This window comes from Bradyrhizobium sp. HKCCYLR20261, from assembly GCF_051168435.1.
Lineage (GTDB): Bacteria > Pseudomonadota > Alphaproteobacteria > Rhizobiales > Xanthobacteraceae > Bradyrhizobium.
In genome coordinates, this window is sequence record NZ_JBNPUZ010000004.1 from 413,064 (window position 1) to 427,929 (window position 14,866).

Annotated in this window: 13 protein-coding genes; 11 read left to right on the forward strand and 2 right to left on the reverse strand. The window is 66.4% G+C overall.

Translation table 11 applies throughout. The features are described from left to right. Nucleotides 1–116 precede the first annotated feature (116 nt). The 11 genes from ACQR1L_RS11975 to ACQR1L_RS12025 all read left to right on the forward strand — a co-directional run bounded on the left by ACQR1L_RS11975 (nucleotide 117) and on the right by ACQR1L_RS12025 (nucleotide 11,280). The gene (locus tag ACQR1L_RS11975; RefSeq protein WP_434858152.1) at nucleotides 117–578 is read left to right on the forward strand and encodes a DUF1348 family protein; all 462 of its coding nucleotides are present in this window, start codon (nucleotides 117–119) and stop codon (nucleotides 576–578) included. Nucleotides 579–587: 9 nt separating this feature from the next. Beyond that, nucleotides 588–1,148, forward strand: coding sequence for a TetR/AcrR family transcriptional regulator (locus ACQR1L_RS11980; RefSeq protein WP_434858153.1), 561 nt, complete (start codon nucleotides 588–590; stop codon nucleotides 1,146–1,148). Nucleotides 1,149–1,274: 126 nt separating this feature from the next. Continuing rightward, nucleotides 1,275–2,288: a formamidase gene (locus tag ACQR1L_RS11985; protein ID WP_434858154.1), complete on the forward strand. Its 1,014-nt coding sequence runs from the start codon at nucleotides 1,275–1,277 to the stop codon at nucleotides 2,286–2,288. Nucleotides 2,289–2,546: 258 nt separating this feature from the next. Further along, nucleotides 2,547–3,743, forward strand: a complete 1,197-nt coding sequence (locus ACQR1L_RS11990) for an acyl-CoA dehydrogenase family protein (RefSeq protein ID WP_434858155.1) — start codon at nucleotides 2,547–2,549, stop codon at nucleotides 3,741–3,743. 234 nt (nucleotides 3,744–3,977) lie between these two features. Beyond that, nucleotides 3,978–4,322, forward strand: a complete 345-nt coding sequence (locus tag ACQR1L_RS11995) for an STAS domain-containing protein (protein ID WP_434858156.1) — start codon at nucleotides 3,978–3,980, stop codon at nucleotides 4,320–4,322. A gap of 37 nt (nucleotides 4,323–4,359) precedes the next feature. Then, a complete protein-coding gene (locus ACQR1L_RS12000; protein WP_434858157.1) occupies nucleotides 4,360–6,453 on the forward strand; it encodes a chemotaxis protein CheA in 2,094 nt (697 codons plus the stop codon). After that, entirely contained in the window at nucleotides 6,453–6,923 is a 471-nt protein-coding gene (locus tag ACQR1L_RS12005) for a chemotaxis protein CheW (RefSeq protein ID WP_434858158.1), read from the forward strand. Before ACQR1L_RS12000 ends, ACQR1L_RS12005 begins: the two co-directional genes overlap by 1 nt. 26 nt (nucleotides 6,924–6,949) lie before the next feature. Beyond that, nucleotides 6,950–8,767, forward strand: coding sequence for a methyl-accepting chemotaxis protein (locus ACQR1L_RS12010; protein WP_434858159.1), 1,818 nt, complete (start codon nucleotides 6,950–6,952; stop codon nucleotides 8,765–8,767). A gap of 54 nt (nucleotides 8,768–8,821) precedes the next feature. Continuing rightward, entirely contained in the window at nucleotides 8,822–9,310 is a 489-nt protein-coding gene (locus tag ACQR1L_RS12015) for a chemotaxis protein CheW (protein WP_434858160.1), read from the forward strand. Next, on the forward strand, nucleotides 9,291–10,172 hold the full coding sequence (locus tag ACQR1L_RS12020; RefSeq protein ID WP_434858299.1) for a CheR family methyltransferase: 882 nt from the start codon (nucleotides 9,291–9,293) through the stop codon (nucleotides 10,170–10,172). Before ACQR1L_RS12015 ends, ACQR1L_RS12020 begins: the two co-directional genes overlap by 20 nt. A gap of 13 nt (nucleotides 10,173–10,185) precedes the next feature. After that, complete coding sequence (locus ACQR1L_RS12025) at nucleotides 10,186–11,280, forward strand: protein-glutamate methylesterase/protein-glutamine glutaminase (RefSeq protein ID WP_434858161.1); 1,095 nt, start codon at nucleotides 10,186–10,188, stop codon at nucleotides 11,278–11,280. A gap of 27 nt (nucleotides 11,281–11,307) precedes the next feature. On the opposite strand, the gene ACQR1L_RS12030 is transcribed toward ACQR1L_RS12025, so the two are convergent. Next, nucleotides 11,308–11,547: a hypothetical protein gene (locus ACQR1L_RS12030; RefSeq protein WP_434858162.1), complete on the reverse strand. Its 240-nt coding sequence runs from the start codon at nucleotides 11,545–11,547 to the stop codon at nucleotides 11,308–11,310. Further along, nucleotides 11,540–14,830, reverse strand: coding sequence for a hypothetical protein (locus ACQR1L_RS12035; RefSeq protein ID WP_434858163.1), 3,291 nt, complete (start codon nucleotides 14,828–14,830; stop codon nucleotides 11,540–11,542). The genes ACQR1L_RS12030 and ACQR1L_RS12035 overlap by 8 nt, the downstream gene beginning before the upstream one ends. Between the last annotated feature and the right edge of the window lie 36 nt (nucleotides 14,831–14,866).

Sequence of the window (14,866 nt, forward strand, 5' to 3'; positions counted from 1 at the left end):
CGCCTCATGCAGCCACCGTCCGATCGGCGCTGATCAAGGGAGTTGACCTGAAGGGTTGTTGACATGTTGTACTGAATGGTACAGAGTTATCCAAGCAGTACAGATGGAGATCTCCCATGAGCGCCCTCGCACCGCCCTTCACGTTGCAAACCGCCACCCAGAAGGTGAGGATGGCCGAGGACGGCTGGAACAGCCGCGACCCTGAGCGGGTGTCGAAGGTCTACACGCCGGACAGCCGCTGGCGGAATCGCGCCGAGTTCGTCAACGGCCGCGCCGAGATCGTTGCCTTCCTCACCCGCAAATGGGCGAAGGAGCTCGACTATCGCCTGATCAAGGAGATCTGGGCCTACACTGACAATCGGATTGCGGTGCGCTTCGCCTATGAGTGGCATGACGACAGCGGCAACTGGTTCCGCTCCTACGGCAACGAGAACTGGGAGTTCGACGGCGAAGGCCTGATGCAACGGCGCTACGCCTGCATCAACGATCTCCCGATCAAGGAGGCTGACCGCAAATTCCACTGGCCGCTCGGACGGCGCCCGGACGATCATCCCGGCCTGTCCGACCTGGGGCTCTGAGCGCGCGCCATGCGGACGCTCAACGAGCGCGCCGATGTCGTGCCGCTGGTCGCCGAGGTGTTCCGCGAGTTCGGCTTCGAGGGCACCTCGCTCAGCCGCATCACCGAGAAGACGGGACTGGGCAAGGGCAGCCTGTATCACTTCTTCCCCGGCGGGAAGGATGAGATGGCGCGCGCCGTGCTGGCGCATGTCGACGGCTGGTTCGAGCGCGAGATCTATGCGCCGCTGCGCGACGGTCCGCCCGACGACGCCGTCGCGCAGATGTGGCGGGGTGTCGACGACTACTTCCGGTCCGGCCGCCGGGTGTGCCTCGTCGGCGCCTTCGCGCTCGACGAGACGCGCGATCGCTTTGCGGCCGACATCGCCAGCTATTTCACGCGCTGGATCGCAAGCTTGCGCGATGCGCTGATGCGCGCCGGCTGGCCGGCCGACCAGGCCGTCGATGGTGCCGAGGAGGTGGTGCTCGGCATTCAGGGGGCCCTGGTGCTGGCCCGCGCGACCGCCGACGAAGCCGTGTTCGGCCGCGCGCTGGCGCGGTTCCGGCACCGCCTGCAACAGCTCCCTCGCTGACCCCCAAGGGAACTGCCTCCTCAAGCGGCACTGCGCGGGCTGAAATATCGGCGCGCCGCGCCCGTGAAATCGTGGTTGTGTTGGGCGCAACGTCCCGAGCAGCGGCGACATCGAGGGAGGTCCGGCATGAATGGGTTAGGCGGTCTCAACAAATCCGATCACGGCGTGGTCATCGGCCTGGTGCAGCTCCAGTTGCCGGTCGTCGTGACCAAGGACGATCTCGCGCGGCAGACCGAGAAGATCGTCTGGATGGTCGGCAAGGGCCGACGCAATCTCGGCACCATGGACCTCGTGGTGTTCCCGGAATACTCGCTGCACGGCCTGTCGATGGACACCAATCCGGAGATCATGTGCCGGCTCGACGGGCCGGAGGTCGCGGCATTCAAGCAGGCCTGCATCGACAACAAGATCTGGGGCTGCTTCTCGATCATGGAGTACAACCCGGACGGCAATCCCTATAATTCCGGCCTGATCATCGACGATCACGGCGACATCAAGCTGTACTATCGCAAGCTGCATCCGTGGATTCCGGTCGAGCCGTGGGAGCCCGGCGATCTCGGCATTCCCGTGATCGAGGGGCCGCGCGGCGCCAAAATCGCGCTCATCATCTGCCATGACGGCATGTTCCCGGAGATGGCGCGGGAATGCGCCTACAAGGGCGCCGAGATCATGATCCGCACCGCCGGCTATACCGCGCCGATTCGTGAGAGCTGGCGCTTCACCAACCAGGCCAATGCGTTCCAGAACCTGATGGTGACCGCCAATGTCTGCATGTGCGGCTCCGACGGCTCGTTCGATTCCATGGGCGAGGGCATGATCGTCAATTTCGACGGCAGCATTCTCGCGCATGGCACGACGGGCCGCGTCGACGAGATCATCACCGCCGAAGTGCGCCCGGACCTGGTGCGCGAGGCGCGCATCGGCTGGGGCGTCGAGAACAACATCTACCAGCTCTGGCATCGCGGCTATGTCGCGGTGAAGGGCGGCGCGATGGATTGCCCCTACACCTTCATGCAGGACATGGTCGCGGGCACCTACCGCCTGCCGTGGGAGGATCAGGTCAAGATCACCGACGGCACCTCCTGCGGCTTCCCGGCGCCGACCCGCGTGTTCGGCAAGATGGCCAAGGCGGCGGAGTAGAAGGGCCCAGGTCGACTGCACATCGACGATGAGCATGTTGCTGGTGGATTGGGACACGTCGGCGCGGCGATGTCGGTGTGCTCCCTTTCCCCGTCTTCACGGGGAGAGGGTTGGGGTGAGGAGCGCCCCACGCACCAGCCGTGCGGACAGCCCCTTGCGCGATGCAATGACCCTGTTCGTGTGGGAGGACCTGCGGCTTGACAGGATGATGATCCGCCAATTATTTTACACTTAAAATAATTGGCGGACAGGTCCATCATGAGTGCATCGGCCAAGGTGATCCCGCGCGACTGGCTCGACTGGCCGTTCTTCGAGCCGAAGCATCGCGCGCTGTGCGAAAGGCTCGACGGCTTCGTCGCCTCCGGCCAGCTCGACGATGTCGATCATGGCGATGTCGACGCCGCCTGCCGCAAGATCGTGCGTGCGCTCGGTTCGGCCGGGTTGCTCGACAGCGCCGTGGTGGCGCCCGACGCGGATGCCGGCGCCATCGACTCGCGCGCGATCTGCCTGTCGCGCGAGACGCTCGCTTATGCCGACGGACTCGCCGACTTCGCCTTCGCCATGCAGGGCCTCGGCTCCGGCGCGATCGCGCTCGGCGGTTCGCCGGAGCTGCGCGCCAGCGTGCTGCCCAAGGTGCGCTCGGGTGAATGGCTCGCCGCTTTCGCGCTCTCCGAGAAGGAGGCGGGCTCGGATGTCGCCGCGATGGCCTGCGCCGCGCGGCTCGACGGCGACGCCTATGTGCTGGACGGCGAGAAGACCTGGATCTCCAATGGCGGCATCGCCGACGTCTACACGCTGTTCGCCCGCACCGGCGAGGCGCCCGGCGCGCGCGGCATCTCCGCCTTCGTCGTCTTCCCCGACGATCCCGGCTTCTCCATCGCCGAGCGCATCGAGGTGATCGCGCCGCATCCGCTGGCCACCCTGCGGCTGCAGAACTGCCGCATCCCGGCGAGCCGGCGGCTCGGCGCGCCCGGTGGCGGCTTCAAGCTGGCGATGCAGACGCTCGACATCTTCCGTGCGTCGGTGGCGGCTGCCGCGCTCGGCTTCGGCCGCCGCGCGCTCGACGAGTCGCTGGCGCATGCCTCGAGCCGCAAGATGTTCGGTGGCGCGCTGGCCGACCTGCAGATGACGCAGGCGGCGTTCGGCGAGATGGCGACGGAGACCGACGCGGCCGCATTGCTGACCTATCGCGCGGCCTGGCGGCGCGACGTGCAGAAGCTTGCGACCACGTGCGAGGCCGCGATGGCCAAGCTTGCGGCGACCGAGACCGCACAGCGCGTCATCGATCGTGCCCTGCAGATGTTCGGCGGCCGCGGCGTGCGCAAGGGCGAGATCGTCGAAAGCCTGTACCGCGAGATTCGCGCGCTGCGGATCTACGAGGGTGCGACCGAGGTACAGAAGCTCATCGTCGCGCGCGAGCTGCAGAAGTCGCGCACAGGGCGCGTGCGCGACTGAGGCTCTGCCGCGGGCCAGGCGATCTCTCTGTGCTGCGCCAGATTGCCGCATTCGATCGTTTTCGATCGAACTAATAACGTGCATTGCGCGATCTCATTTGCTGTTTTGCTTCGTGCATCCGGCGTGAATGCACGCGAGCACGCGTATGACCGTCGCTTGGATCACCCGGGAAACTCCGGGGGGCCAGGAATTCCCGATTGATTTTAGTGAATCTCTAAGTCCGTCCTCGCAACGATGCCGCCGTCTTGTTCCGGTGGAGAGTTGTTCGTGTCCGAGGACGTGAAGTCGAAAGAGTCCGTAAAACTACCGGCCGACTGCAGTATTTCAGCGATCCGCGAAGTTCACGAGCTGATCCGCGATGCGTTCGGACAGCACGCTGCGCTCGAGATCGATGGCTCCTGCGTCGACCGCGCCGACGTGACGTCGATCCAGCTCCTGATCTCCACCGCCAAGACCGGTCGCGAGCAGGGACGCGCGGTCGCGCTCACCGCGCCGTCCCAGGTGCTGTGCAACGTCATCCGGCGCGCCGGTCTTGCGGACGGCGATCATCATTTCACCAGCCAGATCGAATCGCGCTGATGACCCGCTCTCCGACCTCCCACAGCGGTACGCAGCCATGAGCAGGCCGGATTGGACCGAGTCGTTCCGGCAGGAAGCCGCCGAGCTGCTCGACACGCTCGAAGGAGCGCTGCTGGATCTGTGCGATCAGCCCGATGATCGCGAACTCGTCGACTGCGCCTTCCGTGCCCTGCATACGATCAAGGGCTCGGGCTCGATGTTCGGCTTCGAGCGGGTCGCGGCGTTCACGCATGAATTCGAGACGGCGTTCGACAGGGTGCGCCGGGGAGAGATCACGCCGACGCGCGATCTGATCTCGGTGGCGCTCGCGGCAAAGGACTATATCCGTTCGCTTGTCCAGTCGCCCGACAGCACCGATGACATCATCGGCGACGGCATTCTCGACGATCTCAGGCGCTTCGTGGCGCCGACGGACTCGCCGGCCGAGACGCAGCCTGCGGCCGTCGCCGCCAGTCCAGCCGAACCCGCCGCGCAGGCCGGCTGGCGCCTGCAACTCGAATTCGAGCACCACATCCTCCGCAACGGCTCCAATCCGCTGCACTTCCTCGACGATCTGAGCAAGCTCGGTCCCTGTTTCGCTGTGGCGCTGACCGATGCCGTTCCGCTGCTCGACGAGCTGCAGCCCGAGGATTGCTATCTCAAATGGGACGTAACGCTGCATTCGACATGCAGCCGCGAGATCATCGACGACATCTTCATGTTCGTCGCCGAGGAGATGAAGCTTACGGCGACGCCGCTGTCGCTCAATGAGTTGCCGCCCGCGGCCGGGCCGACCGTTGCCGCGCCGCCGCTGCAGCCGGCCGCGCCCGAGACACTGACCGAGACACTGACCGAGACGCTGACCGAGGCGCCGGCCGCCGCTGCGACGCCGCGCCAGAGCGCAAGCGAGAGCCAGGATCAGGAGCGCGGCGCGGAGCGGCGCCGTGACGAGCCGAAGCGCAGCGACGCCAGCGGCAATGCGACCGTGCGCGTACAGGCACGGCGCCTCGACGAGATGATGGACCGCGTCGGCGAACTGGTGATCGCGCAGGCGCGGCTGAGCCAGCTTGCCGCCACGAGCTCCGACGCCGCGATCAAGCTGATCGCCGAGGAGATCGAGCGCCTCGCCGCGAGCCTGCGCGATACCACGATGGGCGCGCGCATGGTGCCGATCGGCTCGCTGTTCGGCCGTTTCCGCCGCCTGGTCCACGATCTCTCGCGCGATCTCGCCAAGCCGGTCGATTTCGTGACGTCGGGCGAGGACACCGAGCTCGACAAGACCATGATCGAATGTCTCGCCGATCCGCTGGTGCATCTGATCCGCAACGCGATCGACCACGGCATCGAGCAGACGGCCGCGCGCGCCGCCGCCGGCAAGACCGAGAGGGGCCGCATCGAGCTGCACGCCGTGCACTCCGGCGCGCAGGTGCTGGTGACGGTGCGCGACAATGGCGGCGGGCTCAATACCGCGCGCATCCGCGCCAAGGCGGAAGAGCAGGGGCTGATCGCGCCGGGCGCGGCGTTGTCGGACGCCGACATCCACCAGTTCATGTTCCATCCGGGATTCTCGACCGCACAGACCATCTCGGCGCTGTCCGGTCGCGGCGTCGGCATGGACGTGGTCAAGCGCACCATCGAGACGATGCGCGGCACCATCGATCTTGCGACACGGCAGGGCGAGGGCACCACGGTGACGCTGCGCCTGCCGCTGACGCTCGCGATCATCGAAGGGCTCATGATCCGGGTCGGCGACGCCCGCTACATCATTCCGCTGTCGGCGGTCGAGGAATGCGTCGAACTCACCGCCGCCGACCAGCGCGCGCGCGGCCGCCACTTCCTCAACATCCGTGGCGATCTCGTGCCGTATTTGATGCTGCGCGACATCCTGCATGCGCGCGGCGCGCCGGACGACTATCAGAAGACGATCATCGTCTCGACCGGCGAGTCCCGCGTCGGCCTGGTCGCCGACCAGATCATCGGCAGCCACCAGACCGTCATCAAGTCGCTCTCGAAGCTGCACTCCGACGTCACGATCTTCTCCGGCGCGACCATCCTCGGCGACGGCACGGCCGCGCTGATCCTCGACGTGCCGCAACTGGTCGGGCTCGCCCAGACGCATGCCGACAAGCATCATCTCAACGAGGCCGCCTGATGGGACCGCACGCCGAGCAAGCCGCCGCCGCGACGATCGACGCCGCCGTCCAGGTCGTCATGATCGGGCTCGGCGACGAGAAGTTCGCGCTCGATGCCGCGATCGTGCGCGAGATCATCGATCCCGTGCCGGCGACGCAGGTCGCGGGCGCAAGGCCCTTCGTGCCGAGTATCATCAACGTCCGCGGCAACATCGTCCCGCTAGCCGATCTCCGGCTGCGCTTCGGCATGCCGGTGACGGAGGCGTCGGGCGACACCCGCATCGTGGTGATCGAGGTCCCGGTCGAGGACGAGCCGGTCATGGTCGGGGTCATCGCCGACAAGGTCTACGAGGTGACCGAGATCTTCCACGCCGATACGCAGCAGACGCCGCGCGTCGGCGTGAACTGGAAGCCGGAGTTCATCCGCTGCATCACCAAGTGGCGCGACGAGTTCGTCATCGTACCGAACATGGAACGCATTCTGAATTAGTCAGACCAGACTTCCGAGGGGCAATTATGAGATTCACGGTCAAGGCCAAACTGGCGGCATCGTTCGGTGTCGTGATCCTGCTGTCGATGATCGCGGGCGCGGTCGGCTACATGAAGCTGTCGGATACGATCGCGACGACGGATACCATCGTCGCCGCCGCGGGGCGCCTGGAGAAGGCGATGGAGCTGGAGACGGGGCTGCTGCTCCAGGCCCGCGCCGAGAAGAACGCGCTGCTGACCACGACCGACGCGGAGTTCGACCGCTTCACGGCGGAGATCGCGACGCTGCGCGCGACCATGACCAAGACCAAGGACGAGATCTATGCCGGCGCGACCGAGAACGGGCGCAAGTTGCTGGATCAGTTCGCGACCCAGTTCGCCGCCTTGGTCGCCGTGCAGGATGAAGGCTTGAAGATCGGCAAGACCGATCGCGCCAGGGGCGCCGTTCATTCGATGACGGAGGTGCGCAAGGTCGTCGGGCAGGCGACGAACGCGCTGAACGACTACGTCCACTACGTGCAGGGCCTGATGTCGTCGCGCGCCGAGCAGGCCAGGGCCGACGGCGCCCGCGCGCAACTGCTGCTGATCAGCCTTCTCGGCGCGGCGCTGCTGCTCGGCGTTCTCGCGGCGCTGTGGATCGCGATCAACATCAGCCGCGGTCTCGCCCGCGCCGTCGGCCTCGCCGAAGCGGTGGCGATCGGCGACCTCAGCCAGACCATCACCCACAAGAGCAATGACGAGGTCGGCGACCTCATCACCTCGCTGAATGCGATGACGGTGAACCTCAACAAGATGGCGGCGGTGGCCGACGAGATCGCCAACGGCAACCTCGTCATCGAGGCGAAGCGGCTGTCGGACAAGGACACGCTCGGCATGGCGCTGGAACGCATGGTCGAGCGGCTCCGCCAGATCGTCTCGGAGGCGCTGACGGCGGCGCAGAACGTGTCGGCGGGCAGCCAGGAATTGTCGGCCAGCGCCGAGCAGCTCTCGCAGGGCGCGACCGAGCAGGCGTCGTCGGCCGAGGAGGCGTCGTCGGCGATGGAAGAGATGGCGGCGAACGTCAAGCAGAATGCCGAGAACGCCAGCCAGACCGAGAAGATCGCGGCGCAGTCCGCCAAGGATGCGGAGGCGAGCGGCACCGCGGTCGGCCGCGCCGTCGAGGCGATGCAGACCATCGCGGGCAAGATCACGATCGTGCAGGAGATCGCGCGTCAGACCGACCTGCTGGCGCTCAACGCCGCGGTCGAGGCGGCGCGCGCGGGCGAGCACGGCAAGGGCTTTGCGGTGGTCGCCTCCGAGGTGCGCAAGCTCGCCGAGCGCAGCCAGGCGGCGGCGACCGAGATCGGCCAACTGTCCAGCGACACCCTCAAGGTCGCGCAGGACGCCGGCGGGATGCTGTCGAAGCTGGTGCCGGACATCAAGCGGACGGCCGAGCTCGTGCTCGAGATCACGGTGGCCTGCCGCGAGCAGGACGTCGGCGCGGCGCAGATCAACCAGGCGATCCAGCAGCTCGACCAGGTCGGCCAGCAGAACGCCAGCGCCTCCGAGCAGGTGTCGGCGACATCCGAGGAACTCGCGGCGCAGGCCGATCAGCTGCAGGCGACGATCGCCTTCTTCCGCATCGACCACCGCGCCAGCGACGTCGAGGACGCGCCGATCGACGCGGCCGTGACCCAGTTGCGCAGCAAGGCCGCGAGCATGGCGGCCGCCGATCGCGGCGCCAAGAAGCCGATGCCGAAGGCCAAGCCCGCGCGCGCGGTCAAGGCGGCCGGCGGCGGCGGCTTCTCCTTCAGCCTCGAGGATGGCGAGGACGACCGCGACGAAGACTTCCGGCGTGGAGCCTGACGGCACGGCGGCGCGCGCCGGTCCCGGCGGCGCCAGGAGGGAGCAGGGCAGAGCATGGCCGACACGTCTCAATATCTCACGCTTGGTCTTGCCGGCGAAACGTTCGGCATCAGCATCCGCAACGTCCGCGAGATCCTCGACATGAGGCCGATCTCACGGCTGCCGCATGCGCCGCATTTCCTGCTCGGCATGATCGACGTACGCGGCAGCGGCTATCCGATCGTCGACCTCCGGCTCAAGCTCGACCTGCCGAGCGTCGCGGCGACCGAAGCGACGCGGATCATCATCCTCGACGTGCCGGTCGGCAATCGACTGGTCGGCGTCGGCTTCGTCGCCGATTGCGTGTTCGAGGTCACCGATATCGACGAATCCACCGTCGAGCCGGTCCCCGAGGTCGGCGGCCGCTGGACGTCCGACTACATCTCCGGCATCGGGCGCAAGGGAGACAAGTTCGTCGTACTGTTCGACCTCGCCAAGCTGATGGCCCATACCGGCCTGCCGGCCGCAGCCAACCCCGGTGGTCATGCCCCAGCCGCAGCTTAACCCTGCCTGGGCGAGCGCCGTTGTCGGTGGAACGCTCTCGGAGCCGCATTTTCGTGCGCTCGCGCAACTGATCGAAGCCCAGGTTGGGATCAAGATTGCACAGAGCAAGCGCTTCATGCTGGAAGGCCGGCTGCTCAAGCGCGTGCGCGCGCTCGGCCTGTCGGACATCAGCGAGTATGTCGATGCGCTGTTCGACGGGGACCAGTTCGAGGACGAGCTGATCCACCTGATCGACGTCGTCACCACCAACAAGACCGACTTTTTCCGCGAGCCTGCGCATTTCGATTTCATGCGCCAGATTGCGGTGCCCGAGCTGATCAAGCAGCGCGGCGGCGCCGATCGCGCGCACAAGCTGAAGGTGTGGAGCGCCGCGGCCTCGATGGGGATGGAAGCCTATACGATGGCGATCGTGCTGGACGACATGGTCCGCAGCGGCGCCAAGATCGACTTCCGGATCCTCGGCACCGACATCTCCAATCCGGTGCTGCGCATGGCGCAGAAGGCGATCTACGACGTCGAGGTCCTGACGCCCGTGCCGGAACCGTTGGCCAGGCGCTACTTTCTCCGTTCCCGCGACCCGGCGCGCGCCGAGTGCCGCGTGGTCCCTGAGCTGCGCAGCCGCGTCAGTTTCCAGCGCATGAACCTGATGTCGCCGACCTATCCGGTCGATCGCGACGTCGACATCATCTTCTGCCGCAACGTGCTCATCTATTTCGACAAGCCGACCCAGCGCAAGGTCGTCACCCAGCTGTGCTCGCATCTGCGGCCGGGCGGCTATCTGATGGTCGGTCATTCCGAATCGATGGTTCACAACGTCGTCCCTGGTCTCACGCAGGTCCGACCGACGATCTTCAGGGTCTAGGAGGGGCAAACGCATGATCAGTCAGAAGGTGCGTGTTCTGATCGTCGACGATTCCGCGTCGGTCCGGCAGGTCATGACGACGATCCTCAGTGAGGATCCCGACATCGAGGTCATGGGAGCGGCGGCCGATCCGTTCGCGGCGGCGCGCCGGCTCGAGAAGGAACTGCCCGACGTCATCCTGCTCGACATCGAGATGCCGAAGATGGATGGCCTGACCTTCTTGCGCAAGATCATGGCGCAGCGGCCGATCCCCGTCGTGATCTGCTCGGCTGCAACCGAGAAGGGATCGCAGCTCGCTTTCGAGGCGCTCGAGGCGGGCGCGGTCGATATCGTGCCCAAGCCGCGCGTCGATACGCGCCAGTCGCTGGTGGAGGCGTCGGGGCGGTTGCGTGACGCGGTGAAGTCCGCGGCGCGCGCCCGCGTCAAGCAGCGCACCGCGCGCCCCCTGGTCGTCGAGAAAAAGCTGACCGCCGATGCGATGCTGCCGCCGCCGGTGGAGACACGCGCGCGGCCGAAGACCGAGCGCATCGTCTGCATCGGCGCCTCGACGGGCGGGACCGAGGCGCTCGCCGAGGTGCTCATGGCTCTGCCTGCCGACAGCCCTGGCATACTGGTGGTGCAGCACATGCCGCCCGGCTTCACCCTGGCGTTTGCACGCAGGCTCGACGGGCTCTGCGCCATCAATGTCAAGGAGGCCGAGGACGGCGAGACCGTGCAGGCCGGCTGCGCCTATATCGCCCCGGGCGCCCGCCACATGCTGCTGCAGCGATCAGGCCTGCGCTATCATATCGCAGTCAAGGACGGGCCGCCGGTCTCGCGTCACCGTCCGTCGGTCGACGTGCTGTTCCGCTCCGCCGCGCAATATGCCGGCCGCAATGCGCTCGGCGTGATCATGACCGGCATGGGCGACGACGGCGCCCGCGGCCTTCTGGAGATGCGCAAGCTCGGCGCCGCCACGCGCGCACAGAACGAGGAAAGCTGCGTCGTGTTCGGCATGCCGAAGGAAGCGATCGCCTTGGGCGCCGCCGAGAAGGTCGTGGCGCTCGATCAGATCCCGCGCGAGATCGTGTTGTGGCACCAGGCAGCGCACACGGCCGCGGCGGAGTAGTGCGGCGCCGACGGCCTTTGAACCGGCTCAGCGCCGTTTTTTAACCGGCCCCCGCGGGGTCGGCTTGGACCGTTCGGGATCGGTGAAGCCGCGCGAGAATTTCTCATAGAGATCGTCCAGCGAGCGCACACCGAACGCAATGTCGGGCCGCTCGCTGTCGGCCCGTGAGGATGAGCTCTTCGAGGTGATGCGAAAACGGGGCAGCTCCGAAAGGGACGACGGAACGGAGCTCTCACCAGGCATCGGCTTCTTCGTGAATTCACCCATCGAGGCTCGCCTCTTCGAATATGGTTGCTTCCAGCGCCTTGCGCCCGATCAACCAGCCCAGCACGTCATCATACGCCTCCAGCTCACCTTCCGGAAGGGCCAGCAATGGCCGGCTGTCGGTCGACGGATCGAGCTTTGGCGGCTCCGATGCGATGCTGGTGCTCTCGTTCTGGAACACCAGGAGGTGGCCTTCCTTCCGCTCCGGCGCGCGCGTGGTGATGGGCATCCAACGCTCCTGTTCCCTCTCGTCGAGCAGGCTCGCTGCCTCGGCGAGCAGCCGGCGCCCGAAGCCGAGCGCCGCCAGCGCCGCCAGGAACAGCCAGCGCGGCGCATAGCCGTCGTCCGGTGACGAGAAGCCCGATACGCAGATCCGGCTCCATTGAGCCAGGCTCATCTCGGCGAGGTTGCGCTGGAAGAGGTTGCCGGGAGACTCCTCCGCGGCTGCGCAGACGATATCGGAATAGCTCGGCGGCTCGACCAGCGATGAAGCCCAGTTCAGGTGACTGACAACCCGCTCCCGCCAGAGGCTCCAGAGTTGCGGGCGGTGATAGGCTTCGATGGCCGGTGTCCTGCTTGTAAGACCCTGGCCGAGCGTCTTCAGGTTCGCCGACCAGTCCTTCACCGACTGGACGTCATCGGTCAGTGCCGGGCCCGGCGGGTCCGCCGGGCGGCCGGAGATCGCGTCGAGCATGATGATGGAGGTGTCCGACTGTTGAAAGAACACCCGGAGATCGACATAGCGCGCAATGGCCTCGAGAGCTACGCGGAGCGGCATCAGTTCGTGACGTCCAGACGGGCGCGCGTCGGCTGACACTTGGCAGGCCAGGCGGAACAGCGCGGCGAGCTTGATGCCGTTCTGTCGGGCAAAGCCGATGACGGCCCCGATCAGCGGAAGATCCTTTGCCATCCCGTCATAGGGACGGTCGAACTTGCTGGCATCGTCGAGCCGGCGCTTGGCCCGATCGAGTTCGGTCACGTCGACCGTGGCAGGGAGGATCTGCAGCGTGATCAGATCCTGGATTTCTATTCCTTGCGCGTTCAGTGCCGCCGTGAGCTCACTGAGGAATTCAAGCGGATCGTCGATCTGCTTCTTGATCGCGGTCGGCAGTCCTGCGGCGGCGAGCGCACTCCGCAACTTGTCGCGGACGACGATTTCTTCGCCATACATGTCGTAGATGAACTTGTACTCGCGCGTGTCTCCGATGCGCTCGATCAGGTTCTGCTGCGGGATGATCGCGGCCATGTCCGAGCGGCCGTCCTTCGACAGCTCATCCTTCAGCTTGACGGAGTCGCAAACCAGTTCGGCAAAGGCCGCGACGCTGCGGTCGATCAGGTCGAGGTCGAGGGGGCCGACGCCGCTTCGAAGCAGGCGCTGCTCGGCGGTCTCGCCCTCGCGTGCCGCCGGAGCGCCGCTCCGTTCGAGCAGGCAATCGACGATCGCGGCCCGGTCGAGCTTGACTTTCGCCTGCTTCTTTTCCCAGGCGCGGGACAGCAGATAGAGAGCATCAACGGCCAATTGCATGAAGCGCGGCTCCGCCTCGATCCGCTGCCGAATTCCGTCGCGCTTGAGGATCAGCCCGATGGCCAGCTGAATGCTGGCCGCGAACGTATATTCGAGCCGCTTCAGATCCGCGGGCGTCCGCCGCAGCCGTCCGTCGACGTCGCACTGCTCCGCCAGCTCGCGCAGAACCTCGGCCATGTTCAGCTTGGACCGGTGCAGCACGAACAACCCGAAGATCGCGCGTGCCGCTTCGTCCGGCAGATCCTGCTGCGACGCCGGGACCCAGATGGTGATGGCGCGCAGGAACTCCACGAAACGATCGGGATGCGGCAGGATGAACAGGAAATGGCTGAAATAGGTGTGCTCGACCGGAAACGCCTCGCGCTCGACCTTGTCCATCAGCGCGTCATAGTATTTGCGGTCGGTGAGGAAGCAGAAGCATCCGAAGTCGGTCGTCAGATGCTTCAGATTCTTGATCAGGGTCGCGATCGATGTCGCCGCATCGTCCAGCTTGTCGAGCTCGTCGAGCATGAAGACCGGCGCGAGGCCGGCTTCGCGGACGCGCTCGATCACCACAGGAAGGTCACGTTCGAGCGATTGCTTGTCGCGGTTGCGGACGAAGGTGTAGTCGATCGACCGCTCGGATTTGGCGGTGCGCTTGCTCGTCCAATTCAGTGTCAGCGTGCCGAGCAGCCACGCGCCGAGGCCGAGCACGATCGCCGCCGGCGCACCCAGGGTCTCGATGCTGAGCGCGCCGACGCCGGCGCCGACCGCAAGGCCCGCGACCTTGTTGATCGCGTCCTTGAACACAGCCTCGTTCTTGATGTCGAAGCTGCGCTCGCGCGACTGGCTTTCCTTGTCGGTCTGTGTCGACTTGACCGTGCCCGAGCACACCTCGAAGGCCTGCGCCGCGGTGGCCAGTGCCACGATCTCGCGGATGCCGCGGTCGTTGAGCCCGGCCCTGGCCAGCGCTGCTCCGACGTCGTAGGGCCACAACACGCCGGCATCGACCCGGCCCAGCCGGCGATAGAAGGCGCGGAGCGTGCCCGGGCGGGGAACGTTGTCGAGCTCGAGCGTAAACTGACCGGCGAGCTCCAGATAGTCGGCGACCTGCGCACGCGGCGTGCGGGCCTGCTCGGCCTGATAGATCTCATCTCGCGCATGGTTGGTGAAGGACCGCCCGAACTCCGCGGCGAGTGCGCGATAGAGCGCGACCGTGATCTGTTCGAGCGCCGTCACCGTCAGGTCGGGCACGGCCGGCGCAGGCTGTTCAGGTGCGGCGGGCTCACCGCCGCCCTCCGCCATCTGCGCTCCGCCGGTCGTGATCTCGATCGTGACCTCGGGCTTGGTCTTTGTCTTGCTCTTGGCGCCGGGCTTGGTCTCGGAATTCTTCGGCGCGGCGGGCTTGTCTGCAGCAGGCGCCGGCCTGGTCGCTGCCGGAAGAAGGCTCGGGCCGTGGAGCTTCACCAACAGCGGCCGCTGCTGATTGAGCATGCGCCCCCGATCGCCGCCCTTGGCGCTGGCCGTTTTCAACGCCTTGTCGATGATCGAACGGTTGAGGTCATCGACCACCTGGCGGACCAGCGAGGTCTTGCCGGCGCCGCGGTGGCCCGCGACCAGGAACGAGCGCCCAGGCACCTCGCCCTTCACGTAGCGGGTCAGCTCCCGCATCAGCGTGTCATAGGCGTTCGAGGTGATGAAATGCGCGCGCGCGGGAAACGGCCATTCGCCGAACCATTCGACGGCGCCCTGGTCTTCACGTTCGTTGAGGATGAATGTCACGGGCGCCGCGCCTGGCTCACGCTGTTGATGCCGAAC

Excerpts from the sequence above, each read along its gene's own strand:
- ACQR1L_RS12005 (WP_434858158.1), top strand. The coding sequence starts at position 6,453 with ATGGGACCGCACGCCGAGCAAGCCGCCGCCGCGACGATCGACGCCGCC.
- ACQR1L_RS12000 (WP_434858157.1), top strand. The coding sequence starts at position 4,360 with ATGAGCAGGCCGGATTGGACCGAGTCGTTCCGGCAGGAAGCCGCCGAG.
- ACQR1L_RS12020 (WP_434858299.1), top strand. The coding sequence starts at position 9,291 with ATGCCCCAGCCGCAGCTTAACCCTGCCTGGGCGAGCGCCGTTGTCGGT.
- ACQR1L_RS11985 (WP_434858154.1), top strand. The coding sequence starts at position 1,275 with ATGAATGGGTTAGGCGGTCTCAACAAATCCGATCACGGCGTGGTCATC.
- ACQR1L_RS11975 (WP_434858152.1), top strand. The coding sequence starts at position 117 with ATGAGCGCCCTCGCACCGCCCTTCACGTTGCAAACCGCCACCCAGAAG.
- ACQR1L_RS11980 (WP_434858153.1), top strand. The coding sequence starts at position 588 with ATGCGGACGCTCAACGAGCGCGCCGATGTCGTGCCGCTGGTCGCCGAG.
- ACQR1L_RS11990 (WP_434858155.1), top strand. The coding sequence starts at position 2,547 with ATGAGTGCATCGGCCAAGGTGATCCCGCGCGACTGGCTCGACTGGCCG.
- ACQR1L_RS12025 (WP_434858161.1), top strand. The coding sequence starts at position 10,186 with ATGATCAGTCAGAAGGTGCGTGTTCTGATCGTCGACGATTCCGCGTCG.
- ACQR1L_RS11995 (WP_434858156.1), top strand. The coding sequence starts at position 3,978 with ATGCCGCCGTCTTGTTCCGGTGGAGAGTTGTTCGTGTCCGAGGACGTG.
- ACQR1L_RS12015 (WP_434858160.1), top strand. The coding sequence starts at position 8,822 with ATGGCCGACACGTCTCAATATCTCACGCTTGGTCTTGCCGGCGAAACG.
- ACQR1L_RS12010 (WP_434858159.1), top strand. The coding sequence starts at position 6,950 with ATGAGATTCACGGTCAAGGCCAAACTGGCGGCATCGTTCGGTGTCGTG.
- ACQR1L_RS12030 (WP_434858162.1), bottom strand. The coding sequence starts at position 11,547 with ATGGGTGAATTCACGAAGAAGCCGATGCCTGGTGAGAGCTCCGTTCCG.